The organism is Candidatus Tisiphia endosymbiont of Temnostethus pusillus (assembly GCF_964264675.1).
GTDB lineage: Bacteria > Pseudomonadota > Alphaproteobacteria > Rickettsiales > Rickettsiaceae > Tisiphia.
On sequence record NZ_OZ183472.1, the window covers coordinates 885,982 to 905,106 of the forward strand.

13 protein-coding genes, 1 tRNA gene and 1 pseudogene are annotated in these 19,125 nt (G+C 36.1%); 10 read left to right on the top strand and 5 right to left on the bottom strand.

Features of this window, described 5'->3' with window-relative positions; translation table 11 throughout:
* The first annotated feature begins 33 nt into the window (after nt 1-33).
* The 10 genes and pseudogenes from ACFEL2_RS04235 to ACFEL2_RS04280 form a co-directional block, all read left to right on the top strand.
* A complete protein-coding gene (locus ACFEL2_RS04235) occupies nt 34-7,080 on the top strand; it encodes a hypothetical protein (protein ID WP_375332328.1) in 7,047 nt (2,348 codons plus the stop codon).
* A gap of 13 nt (nt 7,081-7,093) precedes the next feature.
* The gene (locus tag ACFEL2_RS04240) at nt 7,094-7,516 is read left to right on the top strand and encodes a hypothetical protein (protein WP_375332329.1); all 423 of its coding nucleotides are present in this window, start codon (nt 7,094-7,096) and stop codon (nt 7,514-7,516) included.
* A gap of 116 nt (nt 7,517-7,632) precedes the next feature.
* Entirely contained in the window at nt 7,633-9,336 is a 1,704-nt protein-coding gene (locus ACFEL2_RS04245; protein WP_375332330.1) for an HNH endonuclease, read from the top strand.
* Entirely contained in the window at nt 9,326-9,862 is a 537-nt protein-coding gene (locus tag ACFEL2_RS04250) for an SMI1/KNR4 family protein (protein ID WP_341755622.1), read from the top strand. Before ACFEL2_RS04245 ends, ACFEL2_RS04250 begins: the two co-directional genes overlap by 11 nt.
* Before the next feature lie 170 nt (nt 9,863-10,032).
* Entirely contained in the window at nt 10,033-11,448 is a 1,416-nt protein-coding gene (locus ACFEL2_RS04255) for a hypothetical protein (RefSeq protein WP_375332331.1), read from the top strand.
* A 48-nt stretch (nt 11,449-11,496) separates the two neighbouring features.
* The gene (locus ACFEL2_RS04260) at nt 11,497-12,246 is read left to right on the top strand and encodes an IS3 family transposase (protein ID WP_375331964.1); all 750 of its coding nucleotides are present in this window, start codon (nt 11,497-11,499) and stop codon (nt 12,244-12,246) included.
* A gap of 498 nt (nt 12,247-12,744) precedes the next feature.
* Nucleotides 12,745-13,497: a group II intron reverse transcriptase/maturase gene (ltrA, locus tag ACFEL2_RS04265; protein ID WP_375331963.1), complete on the top strand. Its 753-nt coding sequence runs from the start codon at nt 12,745-12,747 to the stop codon at nt 13,495-13,497.
* Nucleotides 13,498-13,638: 141 nt separating this feature from the next.
* Complete coding sequence (locus ACFEL2_RS04270) at nt 13,639-14,007, top strand: group II intron maturase-specific domain-containing protein (RefSeq protein WP_375331962.1); 369 nt, start codon at nt 13,639-13,641, stop codon at nt 14,005-14,007.
* Nucleotides 14,008-14,050: 43 nt separating this feature from the next.
* Complete coding sequence (locus ACFEL2_RS04275) at nt 14,051-14,539, top strand: IS3 family transposase (RefSeq protein ID WP_375332096.1); 489 nt, start codon at nt 14,051-14,053, stop codon at nt 14,537-14,539.
* Nucleotides 14,520-14,747 (top strand): annotated as a pseudogene (locus tag ACFEL2_RS04280) (recombinase family protein); the annotation flags it as partial. The gene ACFEL2_RS04275 and the pseudogene ACFEL2_RS04280, both read left to right, overlap by 20 nt.
* A gap of 705 nt (nt 14,748-15,452) precedes the next feature.
* On the opposite strand, the gene ACFEL2_RS04285 reads toward ACFEL2_RS04280, so the two are convergent.
* The 5 genes from ACFEL2_RS04285 to infC form a co-directional block, all read right to left on the bottom strand.
* Nucleotides 15,453-15,529, bottom strand: a tRNA-Ile gene (locus tag ACFEL2_RS04285).
* 318 nt (nt 15,530-15,847) lie between these two features.
* Nucleotides 15,848-16,117 (bottom strand): hypothetical protein, encoded by a 270-nt coding sequence (locus ACFEL2_RS04290; protein ID WP_341752020.1) that lies wholly within the window; start codon nt 16,115-16,117, stop codon nt 15,848-15,850.
* Between the two features lie 10 nt (nt 16,118-16,127).
* Nucleotides 16,128-17,195, bottom strand: a complete 1,068-nt coding sequence (gene prfA, locus ACFEL2_RS04295; RefSeq protein WP_341752019.1) for a peptide chain release factor 1 — start codon at nt 17,193-17,195, stop codon at nt 16,128-16,130.
* A 57-nt stretch (nt 17,196-17,252) separates the two neighbouring features.
* Nucleotides 17,253-18,500, bottom strand: coding sequence for a pyruvate dehydrogenase complex dihydrolipoamide acetyltransferase (locus ACFEL2_RS04300; protein WP_375332332.1), 1,248 nt, complete (start codon nt 18,498-18,500; stop codon nt 17,253-17,255).
* Between the two features lie 8 nt (nt 18,501-18,508).
* A complete protein-coding gene (infC, locus tag ACFEL2_RS04305) occupies nt 18,509-19,084 on the bottom strand; it encodes a translation initiation factor IF-3 (RefSeq protein WP_375332382.1) in 576 nt (191 codons plus the stop codon).
* Nucleotides 19,085-19,125 lie beyond the last annotated feature (41 nt).

The window sequence follows — 19,125 nt, forward strand, 5'->3', positions numbered from 1 at the left end:
AAACATTTAACTTCAGAAATATTAATTTTAACTATGCCAAATAGTTTACAAGGCACAGCAGTAACAAACCATGAAGGAGAAAGTGCAGAAGTAATAGGAATATTACCTTTGAACATTACTGAGTCAACTATACTTGTTACTGATTGTAATAACGTAGCAATTGATAATGGGGTAATAGAGAATCCTTATGCTGGTTTATCCGCAGAAGAAAGAGAATTATTAGATCCAGCTAAAAGGCAATTAGCCAGCAGCAATATATTAGAGTCTGTCAAAAATGGAAATAAATTATCCTTACCAGTTATTAATATTTTTAGTCACCTGTTCGAAGATACAAATATTGAAGCAACTACCCGTGTTAATTCAGCTAGAGTTCTGTCTATTGCCAGTCAAGATCACTCATCATTAATGGCAAAATTAGATTATCATCTAGACGATGAAAATATAACGATTCAAAAAATAATAATGAATAGGTTTATATTGTCTGGCTATCCTTTTCAAAATATTCAGGCGATAGAAAAAGCATTATATATCCCAGCATTGAAGGATTTTGCATTACATGTATTAAATAGATCGGCTGATTGTAAAAACATAATGCACTTACAAAATTCAACAATCTCTCATTTGAATCAATTATTAGATGATACTGGGGAACGTGGAAATTTAAGTATGAGAATTCTGGCGAATAGACCACAGGATTTGATTACTAATTTTGAAGGTTTACATCAAATATTATTGACCGGAGACAATGAAACAAAATGCTGGATTTATAAAATCTTAGAAAATGTTGCGAATGCTGGCAAACCGATAGCAAGTAAAATATTAGATGAGTTCAGTAAGATAAGTGGCAACCATTATGCTGCCTTGAAAGATCGTGAAGCTGGTTTAAGAATTTTAGAGCGACAAATAGCTAACAATATATCAGAGCTTGGTTGGTTTGATTATTTAAGTAATAATCTTCAGGATGAAAATCAATCTATCGCCGGCAAAAGCTTGAAGATATTAAAGATTAGTTTAGGGAGAGGGATTAAATTACCAAATAATATATTAGACAGTTTAGTAAGTTCATCGCCTATATTCTTACAAAATAGACAAACTAAAGATGATATTAATTATTGTTTAAACTTTATTGATAGATTAAAGCAACAACAATCTAATAGTGAATTAACAGAATATGATACCTCTACTGAAGGTGTCAACCAACAACCTGATAATCTGAGTACTGAGAATTTAAGTCAAGAGAAAGATTTAGAAAGCTTTTTAGGCGAGATAGAAACTCTTAATAAAAATAATCCGACAATAGCAGATTCTCTACTGACTAATAAACTATTAGAGACTAAATTTCTTGAAATTTTATCTGCCTATGATCATGATTCTAATTTAACTCCATTAGGTAAGAAGATCAGCCAATGGCAAAGAGATGATATTACTAATTGGTCTAATAATTTACTGCAAAACCACAGTAAAGCAGTAGATGATAATTTTCTGCCTGAGATGATGGCAGTGATTAAAAGAGCCAATCTGATAGACACCAATAACGATCCACGTCTTGCCCAAATTTTATCTGTTTTAATGTTGCTATTACATCAACCAGATAAAGGGCGCTTAATTCAAGTAGCTACTGGTGAAGGTAAATCAACTACTAGTGCCATGTTAGCCGTAGTTTTAGCTTTAAGAGGAGAGGAAGTTGATATTATCACTAGTTCGCAAGTTCTAGCTCAAAGAGATGCCTTAGAGAGAAAAGAATTTTTTGCCATGTTTAATTTAAAAGTTGATCATAATACTGGTGAAGAGAAAGGTAAACTTCCTCGGTATTGTTACTCAGCTAATGTAGTTTATGGAGATGTTGCTAATTTTCAAGCTGACTTATTAAGAGATGAGTATCAAGCTTACCAGACTAGAGGAGGTAGACCTTTTAACAGTGTGATCATCGATGAAGTAGATTCAATGCTGATTGACGATAATAGCAAGCTAGTGAGGTTAGCTGGTCATATAGCTGGTATGGAATATTTAGAGACTTTACTAGCTGCCATCTGGTCAGAGTTAGGACGACTAGATAATCATTTAATATATTCGGCAGAACAACAATCACATTACTTTATTCAAGGAGCTTTTAAATATGAGAATGGCGAGCTAACATTATTTAATAACGAGGATGGTGAAGAGTCGGTAGCATATCCAATTAATGATGCTAGTTTATTTTGCACAGAACATATTGAGTATTATATTCGTCAAATAATCGAACAAAAATCCGTTTTCATTCCTGAATATTTACAAGAGTTTGCTATAAGCCAAATAGAGAACTGGGCAAAGGCAGCGATTAATGCTAAGAATATGACGGAGAACAAAGATTATGTTATTAAAGACAAATCTGGTTATTCAGTTATAGCACCAGTAGATTACTACAATACTGGTATTGTACAGGATAAAACAAGTTGGCAAAATGGTCTACAGCAATTCTTGCAGTTAAAACATGCTTTAAGATTGACGGCTGAAAACTTCACTACCTGTTTTATCTCAAATATGGAGTATTTTCTGCGTTATGGTTGTAAAATCTATGGTATGACTGGTACATTAGGTTCACACGATGCCCAAGATTTGCTCAGCTCAATCTATCCAGTTGATTTAGCTGTTGTACCAACTTATAAGCCAAAACAATTTGTTGAACTAACTGGAATATTAGCACATAACTCAGAAGAATGGTTAGCCAAAATCGGTAATTCTATTATTGAAGAAACTAGCAAAAGTAGAGCTGTATTGGTCATTTGCCAAACAATTAGCGATGTATACAAAGTCAAAGAGAATTTGCTGAAATCTGGTTATCCAAGCAATAAAATTAAACTTTACTCAAGAAATGATAATGATGAATATTTAGCCGTTGGAACTAGTATTGAGGCTGGACAAGTTATTATCGCGACTAATTTAGCTGGTAGAGGTACTGATGTTAGAACTACTAAAGAAGTTGAAGCTGCTGGAGGGTTACATGTTTGCCTGACATTCTTACCAGATAACTTGCGGGTAGAAGAGCAAGCTTTTGGTAGAACATCGAGGCAAGGTAACCATGGCAGTGGTCAACTAATCATTGATCAATCAGAACTTGAGACAAAATTTGGCTCAGAAGCTAATTGTATTGATAATATCACAGACCTAAAGAATTTACGTGATGTCATTGAACATAATAAATTAGAGAAAGTCAAGACTAGTGGAGCAGATAAGATTCGAAGAAATGATAGACTATTTAGCGATTTTTGTAAATTCACTAATGAGTTGCGGAATAGCAATGATAATGAATTTAAATTAGCTCAATTAGAAGAATTATGGGGGATTAAGCTACAGCAAATTAGTGAGCAATGTAGAAAATTAGAGAAGACTGGTTGTAACAGTGCTATAGAGGAATATGCCTTTAGGGAACTAAACAACTTCAAAGCCGAGATGAGGGTACAATATTCTAATGGCCATAGTATCATGCGGAATCCAGCCTATTTGGTTAGGGAAGGCGTTAACAAACTTGGTGAGGGTAATCGCTATCAACAATCGATCGATTTATTTGATATGGCGATTAATCTGGATGCATCCTATAGTTTTGCTGGTTATTACAACAGAGCTTATGCCAAAATCAGTCAAGGTTATACTTTATCGATGCAAAGTGGTAAATTTGATACTAGCTGGCAGGCAAGTGCTTATTCTGATTTAATGGCGGCTAAAGCTCAAATTGAATCAGTTATTATTCCAGGATTAGTATCTATCCAAGTAATCTCAAATCATAAGCCAGATAGCGAATTATCTAAGCAAATACGAACCAAAATCAATCTGCTAAAAGAGCAGATTAACTATATTGAATCAGCTGCCAAGACCATTGAAAATTGTAAGAATGGTTGTGTTACCCAAGTTTCCAATCGAATATTATTGCCAGACTTATTTACTAGCGACGTACCAGATGATGAGATTCTTGAACTCAACATGTTTGGTATTCTGCAATTATTTGAGTTGGATACAGTTGAACCAGAATCATCGATATTTGATGGCTTGTTAGTTGCGGCACTTGGTGTGGCTCAAATTTTTGTTGGAGCATTATGTGTCGTTGCTGGTAACTATAAATGGGGCGTAGCTTTTATTACCGAAGGGCTGCAGGATTTATATAAATCAATAAACGCTATTCAATCGGGACATTTTAACTGGAGTAATTATTGGACTGAAAAAGGCATTACTTTAGCAGTAACCTTAGCGATGATGGGATGTGAGAATCTAGCTGGTAAACTTGGTGCAACTAAAACGCTGACTAAAGAAGGAATAAAAATAGGGGTCAAAGAAGAAGTAAAAAAACTAACAACTCAGGAACTAGTCAAGAAAGCTATAAAAGAATCTGCCATAAAGACTGTAGTGAATATTGGTCTTGATTACGCCGCAACAGGTCTCTCTAAAGCAGTAGTTAATGAATTTAAAGATGAAATACGTGATATTGTTAACAACAAAATCAGCAATTGCCTGTTATCTGAGTACATGGTACGCAACATAAGTCACATCATGATGGTCGATGATTTCAATCATAATGCTAAGGGGCAAAATGCCATTAATCAAGGAGTAGCAGATATATTGACCAGTAAACGCAATATTATTGGTGAGATTGCCAGCAAGCTATTAACTAGCTTAAGTCATAGTAATTATACTACAGTCAAAGTAGTGGCTTACGCAGCTAGAACAACTAATACGGCATATGATGTGTCAAAGCTACAAGATTTTGCCGATAGTTTTTGCCAGAGTTTAGAAGGGAAAATACGCTATATTGAGAGTAATCTGCCTAGCCTAGTTGAGCTACTATATAGTTCCTCAAACCCTGTAATCTCTATGGATGATGCTGCTGATATAGTAAAAACATTAGAACGAATTGGGGCAATCAACAATAATCAGTTTTGCTCAAATGCGGTAGAAATTATTAAGCAAAACCAACTTGGAGTAGGTGAAAAATATCGAGCTAAAATCAGCTCATTTGCCAGTAGAATGATTGCAAGTAGTGCGAAAGATTACAAATCAGCGATTAATCATTTAATTACTCAACAATCAGCACTGGTTAGTAAGAGTTTGATGGGTCATTACCAACATCAGCTAGCTAATCCGATAATACAGGAAGGAATGCATCAAGTATCTTTATCTGACAAAATCAGTGATACACTTCTTGGCGATTCTTATCGTTTGAATGATGCTATAAGAGACATACAAAGCCGAAATGGTCATAAAGTGATAAATCTAGCTGGTTCAAAAAGAGTAGCAATAGCAGCTGGTGATGATGATGGCACTATAATGATGCATGGTAAAAATAAGAACAGCAATAGAGAGCATGCTTTAAAACTTGATCCGCACAACACTAATGTTCAGCCTGGACTAACCATCGGGCAGCCGCAGAAGCTAGATAAACGTCTTTTTGGCACAGGTGAAGAGTCAGCACAAGGAACATCTAGACAATTAGGTACGGTAGATTCCATTCTTCGCAGGAAGGATGACATTGAGTCGTTAGATTATGACAGATATTCTTTGTTAACTACCTCTATCATTCAGCCACCAAAAGTACCAATGTCTCTAGATACTCTCAATTACCTAAACAATGTACTGCAAATAAATCCGCCACAAAAAAATATGTTAAGCATTAACCCAAAATCACCAAGTGGCTCGGCATCAGGTGGGCAACCTATCTATAGCTTTAACACAGTTGGTAGTGGTGAGATAGTTCTACCACCAGAATTATTAGGAAAACCCGTACCATCCATTACTGTCCCCAAAGATGTAATACCTAGCAACAAGGCAACTGCTGACCCAAGCGAGTTTAAATGGACTGAAGAAGGCGTGGCACACTTGCTTGCCGCTAGTAAAAGCAAGGATAATGCATTAATGCAACAAGCTTATGCCATTGGCGGGGAGCCATATCTACCACTTAAAAGGGTAGAACCTGGATGGCAAGCAAAAACAATGGGAGATACAGCAGCACCACTCTCTATCCCCCCAGATATACCACCACAAAGGTCTGATGAGAGAACAGTTGAAGAAATAGCAGGCATGTTTGACCTTACTGGTACATTTAATTCAAATGCTATCCAAATTGTCTCACCGAACTGGAAACCAGTGAGTCTAAATGATGTCAGGAATCATCTTTATAAGGAAGTCGTGAATCCTGAGGCAACATACCAATATCGTGGTGGTGTTGGTAATTTTCTAGTGGCTTCAACAGCAGTTGCCGGTGAGTTAGTAAAGTATGGTACACAGAATATTATGCATCCTGTCAGCCGTATAGAATGGTTACCAGAAGCTCTAGGAGCAATGGCTTCAACTGTTGATTTGCTGGTTGTTTCCCCCGTCAAATGGCTTATAAAATCTGAGTTCGAAGCAAACTGCTCAAAAGAACAGTTTACAAAATTTTCACAAAAATATGATGAACTACCCGACAGTACTAAGCTACTAGCAGAAATACTTGGCGACGGTGTTATTTTAGGCAACACCGTCAAGATTTTTGATATAGCAAAAAATAGTAGGGTAAAAATTCCATCAATCGAAGGTTCGTCAAAGTCACTACTTGCTATCGAAGGTGGAGTTAGTGAAATATCAGCAACTAGCGGGGTGGGTAAAATACCTGTTGATGCAGGGAGGACTCTTGGTGAGAATGTCCTAACCAAACCTATCCCACTGGAAATTAAGCCTACAGCATCTATGCTATCTGAAGTTGGTGATTTGGGATTGGCTGAATCAGGTATTTATGATAAGATAAAGGTAGCCTTAGGTAATAAACCGGTTGTTGCTGGTAGCCTGAAAGAATTACAGGCTCTTGAAATAAAATTGGCTTGTGAAGAATTAGCAGCATCAGGTGTAGGTAAACCTATGGCAGGGGCTGGTAGCACAGTTCCGATAAAAGACATTAATAGACTTGTTGAAACCTATGGTGGTTCTCCACAAGACTGGGTTAAGATGACTAGTGAACATATTATATTGAAGGAGAGATTTGTATTGCCATCTGGAACAAAAATACAGGTACATTATTATAAAAATGTAAGAACTGATCAAATAGTAGAAATTAAACCAAAATTTAGCAATGAATGAGTAGATTGGAAGAATGATAAAGTTATTAGCCAAACAATCTAGAGGAAATATTAAAGAAGTCTGTAACAGATGGATTGCTGGCAATTTTACTGTTAAGGAAATAAAAAATAATATTGGTACATTAGATTGGGCTGTTGTAGAGTTATTACCTGAATTAGAAAATGAGGCACATGTTAGTACAATAGTAAATATACTAATAGACGACATTTTAGAAATGGATTCAATAACTGATGAAGAAAAAGATCAGTCAATTTTAGAATTAGTGGAAGGACACAAAGAAGAGCTACAATCTTTAGCAAAAAGAGTAATTGCCCAGATAGAAATTAATACACAGGAATATTTGGAGTGGTATCAGAAAGAAGCAGAGGAGCGTGGTTTTTGCCGTAAATTAACGGAAGAGGTAATAGAAAGAAATATCGATAAAGAAGATGGGTGATTGTAGCAAGATGATTAAAAATAATTTCCTAAAATTATTATATTTTTTTCATTCTGAATACTTAGTGCTGGTGATTTTATGGTGTATATTATAGCAAGTTCAGAAAATTAGTTGCTATGTTAAATCTTACTCATACAAATTCACAAACGTCATTGCGAGTAGGCACAAGCCTACGAAGCAATCCATTTTTAATCACTTTTGTGGATTGCTTCGGAGCTACAAAAGTAGCTCCTCGCAATGACGCAAGATTGGTGTTTGAAAATGGTAAGTTCCTACAATCATACGGCAAAGGTCTAGGAGGCGCGCCAATTACTATAGGATATGACAGTAAAAACCAGCAATATTTTGGCTTTACCAATAAAGGTTCGAGTAATAGTGGCAGTATCTTTGAAGCAATATCCGCTAGTAGCAATGGTAAATACTCAGCCGATATATTACGAGGCGTAGTTCAGCCGATTCCAGTTGCCGATACCACTCCGCCAAAACCGCCATCCCAGCCAACTCCACAACCAAAGCCCTTAAGCCAGTCGGAGTTATCAGCTGCACAATTTTTGGTTGATACTTTAACGGCGGATAAACGACAACTACAAGCGAAGGAAAACGAGTATCACAGAAATATCCTGCAAATCGCTAAACAAAATATGCATGATTCTGCAACTAAGAAGCCAGCACAGGATGGAGCCTTGATGCAGCAAGCTTATGCCATTGGCGGGGAGATGGGGCTTGATTATGATCCAAGAGGCAAAAAATTCATTGAAGAAAATCCAGGAACAGCCTTAGCATTGGCAGCCGCACCATATGTAGGAATGGGGGTAGGACTATTGGGTGAAATTGGCTTTAGTGCTGCTGCCCGTTTACTTCCTACTATCGCGGCTGAAGGTGGCGGTGGATCATCGATCTTTAGTGGATCACGCTTTGCTAATGCATTTTTTATGAATGAATCAGCTGGGGCTGCGGCAGCAACTGTTACAAGATTCTCTGCATCAACAACTGCCGTACTACCAAACCCAAATTTTGTAATTGGAGCTAGTGCTATACCTCTAGCGGCAGCAGTTGCTCTTAAAGCTACAAATGATGACAATATAAAGGAGTTATGGAATCAATTTGCTAACCCAACGACTCTAACACCTACACAACCAGTAAAAATTTGGGATGTCAACAAACCATTACCTACTAATATTAACCCTTGTGCTATTATAGATTTGGATGCCAACAAACCAATAATACTAACTACTCCTATACCAAGTGAAAAACCTGTAACTGTAATATCTACACCTGATCAAGGTGAATTGCTACGAAAACTCGGGACATTGCCGGGATTTGACTTCGCACCTTCCGAACTTACCGGAGGTTTAGTTGAATCTTTCCCCGATCATAGTGATATAGCAGATTCAATGAATATATTGTATAAAAAACAATATCCTGATACAGTTGAGAAAATCAATGAACGCTTCCCAATCAACGCTGACTTAGCAGGGCAGAAATATCCGCTGAATAAACTCCCTGAACATATTCAAGCCAAATATCCTGATAGCGTAATGGTTGATGAAAAGGGACTTATGAGGTTTGAGCCTTATACCTTTACTGACAAGTTGGAAAGAGTTTACAGAATAGAATCAGATAATCTTACAGGAAAACGTGATATGGATTCTAAAATAGCTAATGAAATAATGGGTATAAAGGAGAACCCTGAAGGCTATACATGGCATCATATAGAGGACGGTCGAACAATGATTGCTATTCCTACCGATTTACATAAAGCAATTAAACATACTGGAGGGGCAGCAGTAAAAAGAGCCGAGAAGAAAAATGCTAAATGACATTAAAGTAATAAAATCTCACGAATCAACAAATTTGGAAGAAATAGAAAAATTTGAGCATCTAATACAAGCTAAACTTCCTAGTGATTATAAACAGTTTCTATTAAAACATAATGGAGGACATCCAGTATTTGACGCTTTTGAACTAAGTGAACCAATTAATAAAAAAAATACAGGAATATTAGTTGAATGGTTTTATGCTTTACACGATAAAGAAGTATCTAATATAGTTCTCGAGTTTCAACGGTCACGCGGGAAAATACCAGATGAATTTTTACCGATTGCATGTGATGATGGTGGGGATTTATGTCTTGGTATAAGGGGTGATGATTACGGAAGTTTGTATTATTGGACCACTAATTGGAGTTTTTGGAGTGAGGATGATTTAAATTATCTTTATTTTGTAAGTAATAGTTTCACCGATTTTATCAATGGCTTATATGAATTGAATGTAAAGGATAATAATATCATCAGACGCTACCAAGATGGCACTGTAACTATAGAGCCATTGCAAAAACCTAAGTGAAATAAATTTATTTTCTCATAAACACTTAGTGCAAGTAATAAATATGTTATGATAATCCAATAAACATTAAAGAAGAGGTTATTATGCAAGCAACTAAGAGTTAACATATTGGGTCTAACCTTGCTCCTCAACCGGAGAGTACAGGGCTTGTTGGTTTAACAGGCGCTGATTTGGCATTAGCTTCACTATTACCAAAACCAGGTAGCGGTGCTGGGGGTAGCAATTCGATATTACTACTGTCATCCGCCATGCAACAGCCAATCTATGTGTTTGAAAATGGTAAGTTCCTACAATCATACGGCAAAGGTTTAGGAGGCACACCAATTACTATAGGATATGACAGTAAAAACCAGCAATATTTTGGCTTTACCAATAAAGGCTCGAGTAACAGTGGCAGTATATTTGAAGCAATATCTGCTAGTAGTAATGGTAAATACTCAGCGAATATCTTGCAGAGCATAGCTTGCCCGGCAAGTACATCTTCAGGAACTCCACTGTTTCCGCCACCGACACTACCAAAATCACCAAGTGGCTCGGCATCAGGTGGGCAACCTATCTATAGCTTTAACACAGTTGGTAGTGGTGAGATAGTTCTACCACCAGAATTATTAGGAAAACCCGTACCATCCATTACTGTCCCCAAAGATGTAATACCTAGCAACAAGGCAACTGCTGACCCAAGCGAGTTTAAATGGACTGAAGAAGGCGTGGCACACTTGCTTGCCGCTAGTAAAAGCAAGGATAATACATTAATGCAGCAAGCTTATGCTATCGGTGGGGATATGGGGTCTATACCTAGACTTGTTGCACCAATGGAGGGACGTAAAACCACTGCAGATACTGATCGAAATATTTCTGAGTATTTTGATAATCCAAATAATAAATATGCTAACAACCAAATAATTAAAGGTATAGCACAAGCTGGAGAGGCAATAGAATTGGCAGGCAGTAATCTTGCTTATGGGATATCATGTGTGGAAGGTGGGCTGGAAACGTTGCTAGCTGTAGGTACGGTTGTTGGTGGTGTAGTTGATGGGGTCAAGGATGTAGCTAAGGGTGTTGCAAAATCTGTATTGTCTAACGATGCATATGAAAATGCAGCAAAGAACTACAATAAATTGCCACGCGGAGCAAAAATAGCAACAGAATTTGTTGGAGATTGTGGTATTTTAGGTGGAGTAGGTAAGGTTGCAAAGCTCGCGGGTGGTGAAGTTATTAATGCTTTTAAAGGGGCAGCTGCCGAAGGTAGCATTTTAAGGAGTGTGGCTGGAGCTAGTGAAATATCTACTGGGCTTGGTGAGAATGTCCCAACCAAACCAATCCCACTGGAAATTAAGCCTACAGCATCGATACTATCCGAAGTTGGTGATTTGGGATTGGCTGAATTTGAGAGTAATGCTATAATACAAGAGATAGTAGGTACTAAACCTATGATTTCTGGTACCTCTCGTGAATTAGCAGCTCTTTATGCAAAACTAGCATCACAAGAACAAGGTACTGTAATAGCTGGTGTAGGACATGCTAGACCCATAAATGACATAAATAGATATAATGGACTGAAGAAAATGGACAAGAAAATAGAGTAAAAAGTTTCCTAATTAAGATAAAATAATAAGAAAAAATTAGGAGGAAAAATGACAAAAGAAAAAGCAAGAGTTTTTAGTGCTGAAGAAAAAACTAGGATAGTATTAGAAGTGCTGAAAGAAGAGAGTCCATTATCAGTGATAGCATCAAAATATGAGATAAACTCCAAGACAATTAGTAATTGGAAGAAACAATTTATATCAAATGCAGCATTGGCTTTTGAACCAGCAAAACTGGTAAGTAAATATCAGGAACAAATTAATATGCTGAAAGAACAAAATGATGAATTAGCGAAAACGCTTGGAAAAACAATAGTAGAGAGAGATTGGGCTGTGGGAAAGCTACAAAGCTTGGACTTATCAAATAGAAAAGAACTTGTCGATTCCAAGCTAGCAATGTTACCAAAGACAAGGCAATATGAATTATTAAAGATTAATCGTTCTTCAATGTACTATAAAGCAAAACCATTTAGTGGGTATAACTTAAATATTTTAAATAAAATAGATGAAATATATACTGATAATCCTGAATTTGGTTATCGTTATATCCATAGACAATTATTAGAAGATGGCTTGTTTATTGGTAAGGATCGGGTTCTAAAATATATGAACATGATTGGCATAGAGGCTATTTATCCAAAGAGGAAAAAGTTAACATCTGGAAAAGATAAACAGCATAAAATTTATAGTTATTTGCTTGATAAATATTGGACTAATCTAGGTACAACTAGGACTGTACACGTACCTAACGCTAACGAGGTTTGGAGCGGAGATATCAGTGTGCCGTGCCAAGCGGCTTGAGAGATGAAGGTAGGTCCTTCGCAGTCGATTTACAGGAATAGGCTGCAAACCACTGCATGCGGCAATTGTTTAAGGGCATTGTCGTGAGCGATGCAGAAAAGGCATCCTTGAGGTGTCAGGTATAGACTTAAGAAGACGAACAACAGTGAACCACCGTTCAAGTGTCGAAAGTGCTTCAGATGATGTCAAAACCAAGGAGGTGATGTTGCTTTGGGATAAATTTAGCGGGAACCTGTTTACTGGCTAGGTGGCATCCGGCATAGAGGTGGCGTGAGCTTAAGTCAAGGCTTTCAAGCTGAACACGGGAACCTGTGCAACGATGTTAAAGGAAAGGTACAAGCGGAAATAAAACCGTGAGGCTGATAGTACTGATGCGTATACACAGGGGCGGACAGACATGTAGTAATGATGAAGTTGCTGTAATGGCAATGGAGTGAAGGTGTCTGACCATTTTAGCTGTTCATCACAGTGTCAACTAAATTTATTTAGGAGGAGCTTATGAAGACAGTAAAGCCTTTTGAAATTTCTAAGCAATATGTATGGCAAGCATACCAATGTGTTAAGAATAATAAAGGTGCAGCAGGAGTTGAACAACAAACTATGGAAGAATTTGAGCGAAACCTAAAAGATAATTTGTATAAGATATGGAATCGTATGTCCTCAGGCAGCTATTTTCCTCCTGCAGTAAAAGCTGTGCCTATTCCAAAGAAATCAGGTGGAGAACGAATCCTTGGGATTCCAACTATTTCGGATAGAATAGCACAAACTGTAGTGAAGATGGTACTTGAGCCATTAGTTGAGCCCATATTTGACGAAGATTCATATGGTTATCGCCCAAAGAAATCTGCACATGATGCCATAGCAGTTACAAGAGCAAGATGCTGGAAATATGACTTTGTTGTTGAATTTGATATCAAAGGTTTGTTTGATAATATCGATCACAAACTATTAATGAAAGCATTGGAGAAACATTGTAAGTGCAAATGGGTACTACTTTACGTACAAAGGTGGCTTAAAGCACCATTGCAAGATAAAGATGGAAATATTATTATGCGCGATAAGGGAACACCTCAAGGAGGAGTGATAAGTCCAATATTAGCAAATTTATTTTTACATTATGTATTTGATGCATGGGTAAGAAGAGAAATGCCAAGTGTAGCATTTTGTCGTTATGCTGATGATGGTTTACTCCATTGTCAGAGTCAAGAACAGGCAGAATATGTGTTACAAGTTATTAGACAACGATTCTAGGAATGTGGCCTTACGATACATCCTGATAAGTCGGGTATTATATATTGTAAGGACAATAATCGTCGTGATGAATATGAACGAATCAGCTTTGACTTTCTCGGATATAGTTTTAGACCAAGAAGATGTGTAAACAAACAAGGCATGGTTCATCCAAATTTCTTACCTGCGATAAGTAATAACTCTAAGAAAGCAATCATACAAACCATAAGGAGTTGGCACATTCAGCTTAAGAATGACAAGTCCTTATCTGAACTTTCGGAAATGTTTAAAGCTGAGTTAAGAGGTTGGTATAACTATTATGGGCAGTTTTATCCATCGGCAATGCACAACATATGGAAGCACCTGAATTGGTATTTGGAGCGGTGGGTTAGAAGAAAATATAAGAAACTTGCATGGCATAAAAGACGTGCAAGAGAATATCTAAATAGATTAGCAAATCTTAATCCTGAAGCTTTTATACATTGGAAATTAGGAATATATCCAAAGGCTAAAATGGTGGGAGCGGTGTGAGCTGAGAGGTTCACGCACCGTTCTGAGAGGGGCTGAAGCTGCAATGCTTCAGTCTACTCACCCTTATGTTCGAACTAATTCGGGATTTATGTACATGGCGGCAATTATAGATTGGCATAGTAGAGCTGTGTTGAGTTATAAATTGTCAAATAGTATGGATGTAAGTTTGGTAACTGAAGTATTGCGGGATGCACTTAACAAATATCCTGCACCGCAGATATTTAATAGTGATCAGGGCAGTCAATATACTAGTCATGAACACATTGAAATTTTACAAGAGCATAACATTAAAGTTTCGATGAATGGTAAAGGAAGAAGTATTGATAATATAATAATGGAGAGATTTTTCCGAACTTTAAAATATAATTGTATATTTATTAATGATTTTAAAGATGTTAAAGAGCTAAAGCGTGGTATTGATGATTACATCAATCACTATAATTATAGAAGATTTCATTCAAGTATTGGTTACAAAAAGCACATGAATGTCTATCTAAATTCTATGCAAAATTATGAACAAATTGCAGCTTGAAAAATGCAAAAATGGGAAACAAAATTATTATTTTTTTTGTCTTGATTTTTCAGTCCAGTATCGTCATCAAGGTTATTTGTGTCATTCTCATCTTCATTCTATTATTACCAATCCATTTTATTACGGAGTAATGCGAGTACTAAAAACTAAAAAAGAATACCCGCATATTTATCCACCAATCATTAGTAAGGAGTTATTTGATGCTTGTCAAGCAATACGCCTTGGTTGGAATAAAAAACCGTTTAAATATGGAGGAAAAGAGTATATATTTAGGGGGTTAATAAAATGTGCTGCTACTGACCGAATAGTCACTGCTGCTACTAAAAAGAAAACCTACATTAATGGTCAGATTGGAGAATGGACATATTTACGAACTTGGGATTCCACTAATTCTAATAAGATAATATACGTAAAAGAAGAAAAAGTATTAGAAGAAGTAGAAAAAGTCTTTGAATCTATGCATTTGAAACCACAGGTGTTAGCTAATGTGATATCACATATTAAAAGCGGTGTCAATGCGGAGCAAGAATATTATCAACAACGTATTAAGGAACTTAATTGTGAACATGCAAAGATTACGACACGTGTGGATAAATTGACTGATTTATTTTTAGATGGTGATATTGACAAAAATACTTATGAAGCAAAACATAAACAATTAATACAAAAACGTAAAGATATTATTAGAGAAATAGAGAATCATACAAATGCTGATGATAAATTTTCAGAACTCTTGATTAACCTAGTAGAACTGGCTTCTGGAGCGTTCGTAGCCTTCAAAGGTGCTACTATTGAGAGAAAACGTAAATTGATAAAGTTAGTGTTTGGTAACCTAGAATTAAAAGACGGAAAGCTAGACTTTATGCTACGTTCACCATTTGATACATTCGTGAAATGCACTAAAATCGAAGAATGGTGGGCCCGGCAGGACTTGAACCTGCGACAACACCGTTATGAGCGGTGGGTTCTAACCAACTGAACTACAGGCCCTTTTATAATGGTCGTTAAGGTTTATATAATTATTAGCTTTCTAAGTCTAGTAAAAATTTTATAACACTTGAAAAAGTTTTAATTAATTTAGGACTTTTTGGTCCAATTTTTCTGATTATTTATTTTGTTTGCATAGCTATAACAATATATTGCTTTAAAAAACATGATCCCCAGCACCCAACTTGATATTATTAATTCCATTATTTTATATTTTGGGGCTAGTTCTAGATTTACAGCTCTCATATATCCAAAAAAATATTTTATTGAAAAAATGATAAGTATCAATATAAGAGGTTGCCATGAACCTGGAATAATTATTTAATTATTATTAACCTGTATAAGAGGTTTGTCACAAAATCGCCAATTAATAATAATTGAGATAATTAGCAATATACAAAATAATATTAAGTCTTGTACATTATTAGAAAATCCTTTTATATAAAGTAACAAGAAAATAACAGGAGCAATAAATAATCTTGATGGCAATATAACTGTTTGCTTAGTTGCTCTAATCCCTCTAAAAATTAAGTAACCAAATAATAAGTATACCCAAAATGGTGTAGCCTTTAAAAAATATAAGATTTGCATTGTATATAACCTAAACTTCTGAAAGTTTTCTTGCTTCATCAGCCGATATCAAAGCTTCAATAAAGTCATCTAATTGCCCGTTTTTTACAATATCTTCTATTTTATAAAGAGTTAAGTTAATTCTATGGTCAGAAACTCGACCTTGTGGAAAGTTATAGGTGCGAATTCTTTCTGACCTATCACCAGAACCAACTTGACCTTTACGCACTTCGGCTCTTTCCATATCTTTTTTATATCGCTCTGCTTCATAAACTCTAGAACGAAGAATTTTCATAGCCTTAGCTTTATTTTTATGCTGTGATTTTTCATCTTGTAAGGCAACAACAATACCAGTTGGTAAATGGGTAATCCTTACGGCTGATTCGGTGGTATTGACATGTTGTCCGCCAGCACCCGATGCCCGATATGTATCAATTCGTAAATCTTTGTCATCGATCTTAATGTCTACATCTTCTGCTTCAGGTAAGACAGCAACGGTAGCCGCAGAAGTATGTATTCTCCCACTTGACTCAGTCTCAGGAACTCTTTGTACTCGGTGTACACCTGATTCGAATTTAAGTTTGGAAAACACATCTCGTCCTTGAATTAGTGCTGACGCTTCTTTATACCCACCAATACCAGTATCTGAGATTGATAATATTTCAAAACGCCAGCTTTTTAATTCGGCGTATCTGTGATACATATTAAATAAAGTTGCAGCAAATAACGCTGCTTCTTCTCCACCACTACCAGCTCTTACCTCAATAATAGCATTTTTTTTATCAGCTTCATCTTTTGGCAACAAAGAGAGTTTTACTGCCCTTTCTAATTTAGGCATCAGTATCTCTAAACGATGCACCTCATCATATATCATCGTCTGTGTATCATTGTCCAAATTTGCTTCTTGAGCCATCTCTTTGATGTCATGCAATTCAGATACAGATTTATTATATTCATTAATTGTTTGAACAATAGGCTCTAGCTCGGCATATTCCTTCGATGCTTTTATAAACTCATCTCCGACTATACCAGTGGCCAACTTTTTCGATAATTCTTCATGTTTATTCAAGATTTTTGCTAGATTATCGGAAAAACTCATAATTTATTCTATGATTTAAGTTTTAAGTTATGGTGAGGGTAGGCTGTCAATCAAACGTTATATGAGCATTAACGCAGGACTCTCCATAAATTTTTTAAATGAAGCTAAAAATTTAGCTCCAACAGCACCGTCAACGACTCTATGATCAGAAGAAAGAGTAACATCCATGATAGTAGCGACTTTTATCTGATTATTTTCAACTATTGCACGTTTTGAGCTTGCTCCTATTGCTAGGATACAGCTTTGTGGCGGATTTATTATAGCACTGAAGTTCTTAATACCGTACATACCTAAGTTAGAGACAGAAAAACTTCCACCCTGAAATTCTTCAGGAGTTAGTTTATTATCTCGAGCCTTTTTTATAAGAGTTTGTAATTCTTGCGATAATGTAATTATATCTTTTTGATCGGCATTTCTGACTATAGGCGTTATAAGACCATTATCAATTGCCACAGCAACCGATACATCAACATTATTATAATACCGAATAGCAGACTCATCCCAGCTAACATTTGCTTCCGGTACAGCTTTTAAAGCTTTTGCCACTGCTAAAATAACAAAATCATTAACTGTAATTTTAATTTTCCTCTCTTCTACAAGTGATTTATTTATATCTTCTCTAATGTCCAATAACTTATCCATGTTACATTCTATTGAAAGATAGAAATGTGGGATGGTTTGTTTGGATTCAAGCAAACGTTTAGCGATGATTTTACGGATATTATTATTGGGGACTGATCTGTACTCCTCGTGATTTCTGTTCACCGCCCTAATCTTACCACTATTTGTTGGTTGCACTAAGTATGATAACACATCTTTTTTTATTATTCTGCCATGAGGTCCACTACCTTGAATATTTGACAGATCGATATTATCAATAGCAGCTAGTCTTTTAGCCAAAGGCGAAGCATATATCCTGCCTAAAGCTTTCACATTCATTGTTTGTGGTTGCTGATCGTACTTAACCGGCTTAGTTTCTTCTATAGATATTACTGCTCCTGTAGATGGTTTAGCAGAATTATCACTACTTGCTATAAAACTATCCAATAAGTTTGCATCTTCACCATCTTCAAGTAATACAGCGATAAGCGAACCCACCGGCACATTGTCTGTACCTTGCGGCACAATTATTTTAGCAAAAATTCCCTCTTCTACAGCTTCCACTTCCATAGTAGCTTTATCTGTTTCTATTTCTGCTACAACATCTCCTGGAACAACTTTATCCCCTTCTTTTTTAAGCCATTTTGCAATATTTCCTTCAGTCATAGTTGGAGATAAAGCAGGCATTAGAATTTTAATTGGCATAAATAGTTCTAATTAGTTGGTATTTTACTTGGATCAGGGCTGACTAACATAATTATCTGTTTACCTTCCATTTTAGGAGCGGAATCAATCTTAGCTAAGCCCTCTAGTTCTAACGATATGCGGTCAAATAACTTCATACCAATATCGTTATGGATAATCTCTCTGCCTTTAAACCATAGAGAAATTTTTACTTTGTCACCTTCCTTCAAAAAATCTTTGATCTTACGAAGTTTCACATTAAAATCACCTTGACTAATGTTTGGCTTAAACTTCATTTCTTTAAGGACAACAACCCTTTGTTTTTTCCTACTGTCTTGGACACGCTTTTTACTCTCATATTTAAATTTACCAAAATCCAAAATCTTACAAACAGGTGGTTCGGCATTTGGTGAAATTTCTACCAAATCTAAACCAGCTTTTTCAGCTTGTTCTAGAGCATTCTTGATGCTAACGATGCCAAGCATCTCACCATTCTCATCGACTAAACGAACTTGACTAGCCCTAATTTCCCTATTAGCCTTCGGAAAATTACTATTCTTAATTCCAGAAATGATATTTTCTCCATAAAAATTGTTATTAGTTATTGTTGTGTTTTTGTGTACTTTTTACACGTACGACACAGTTG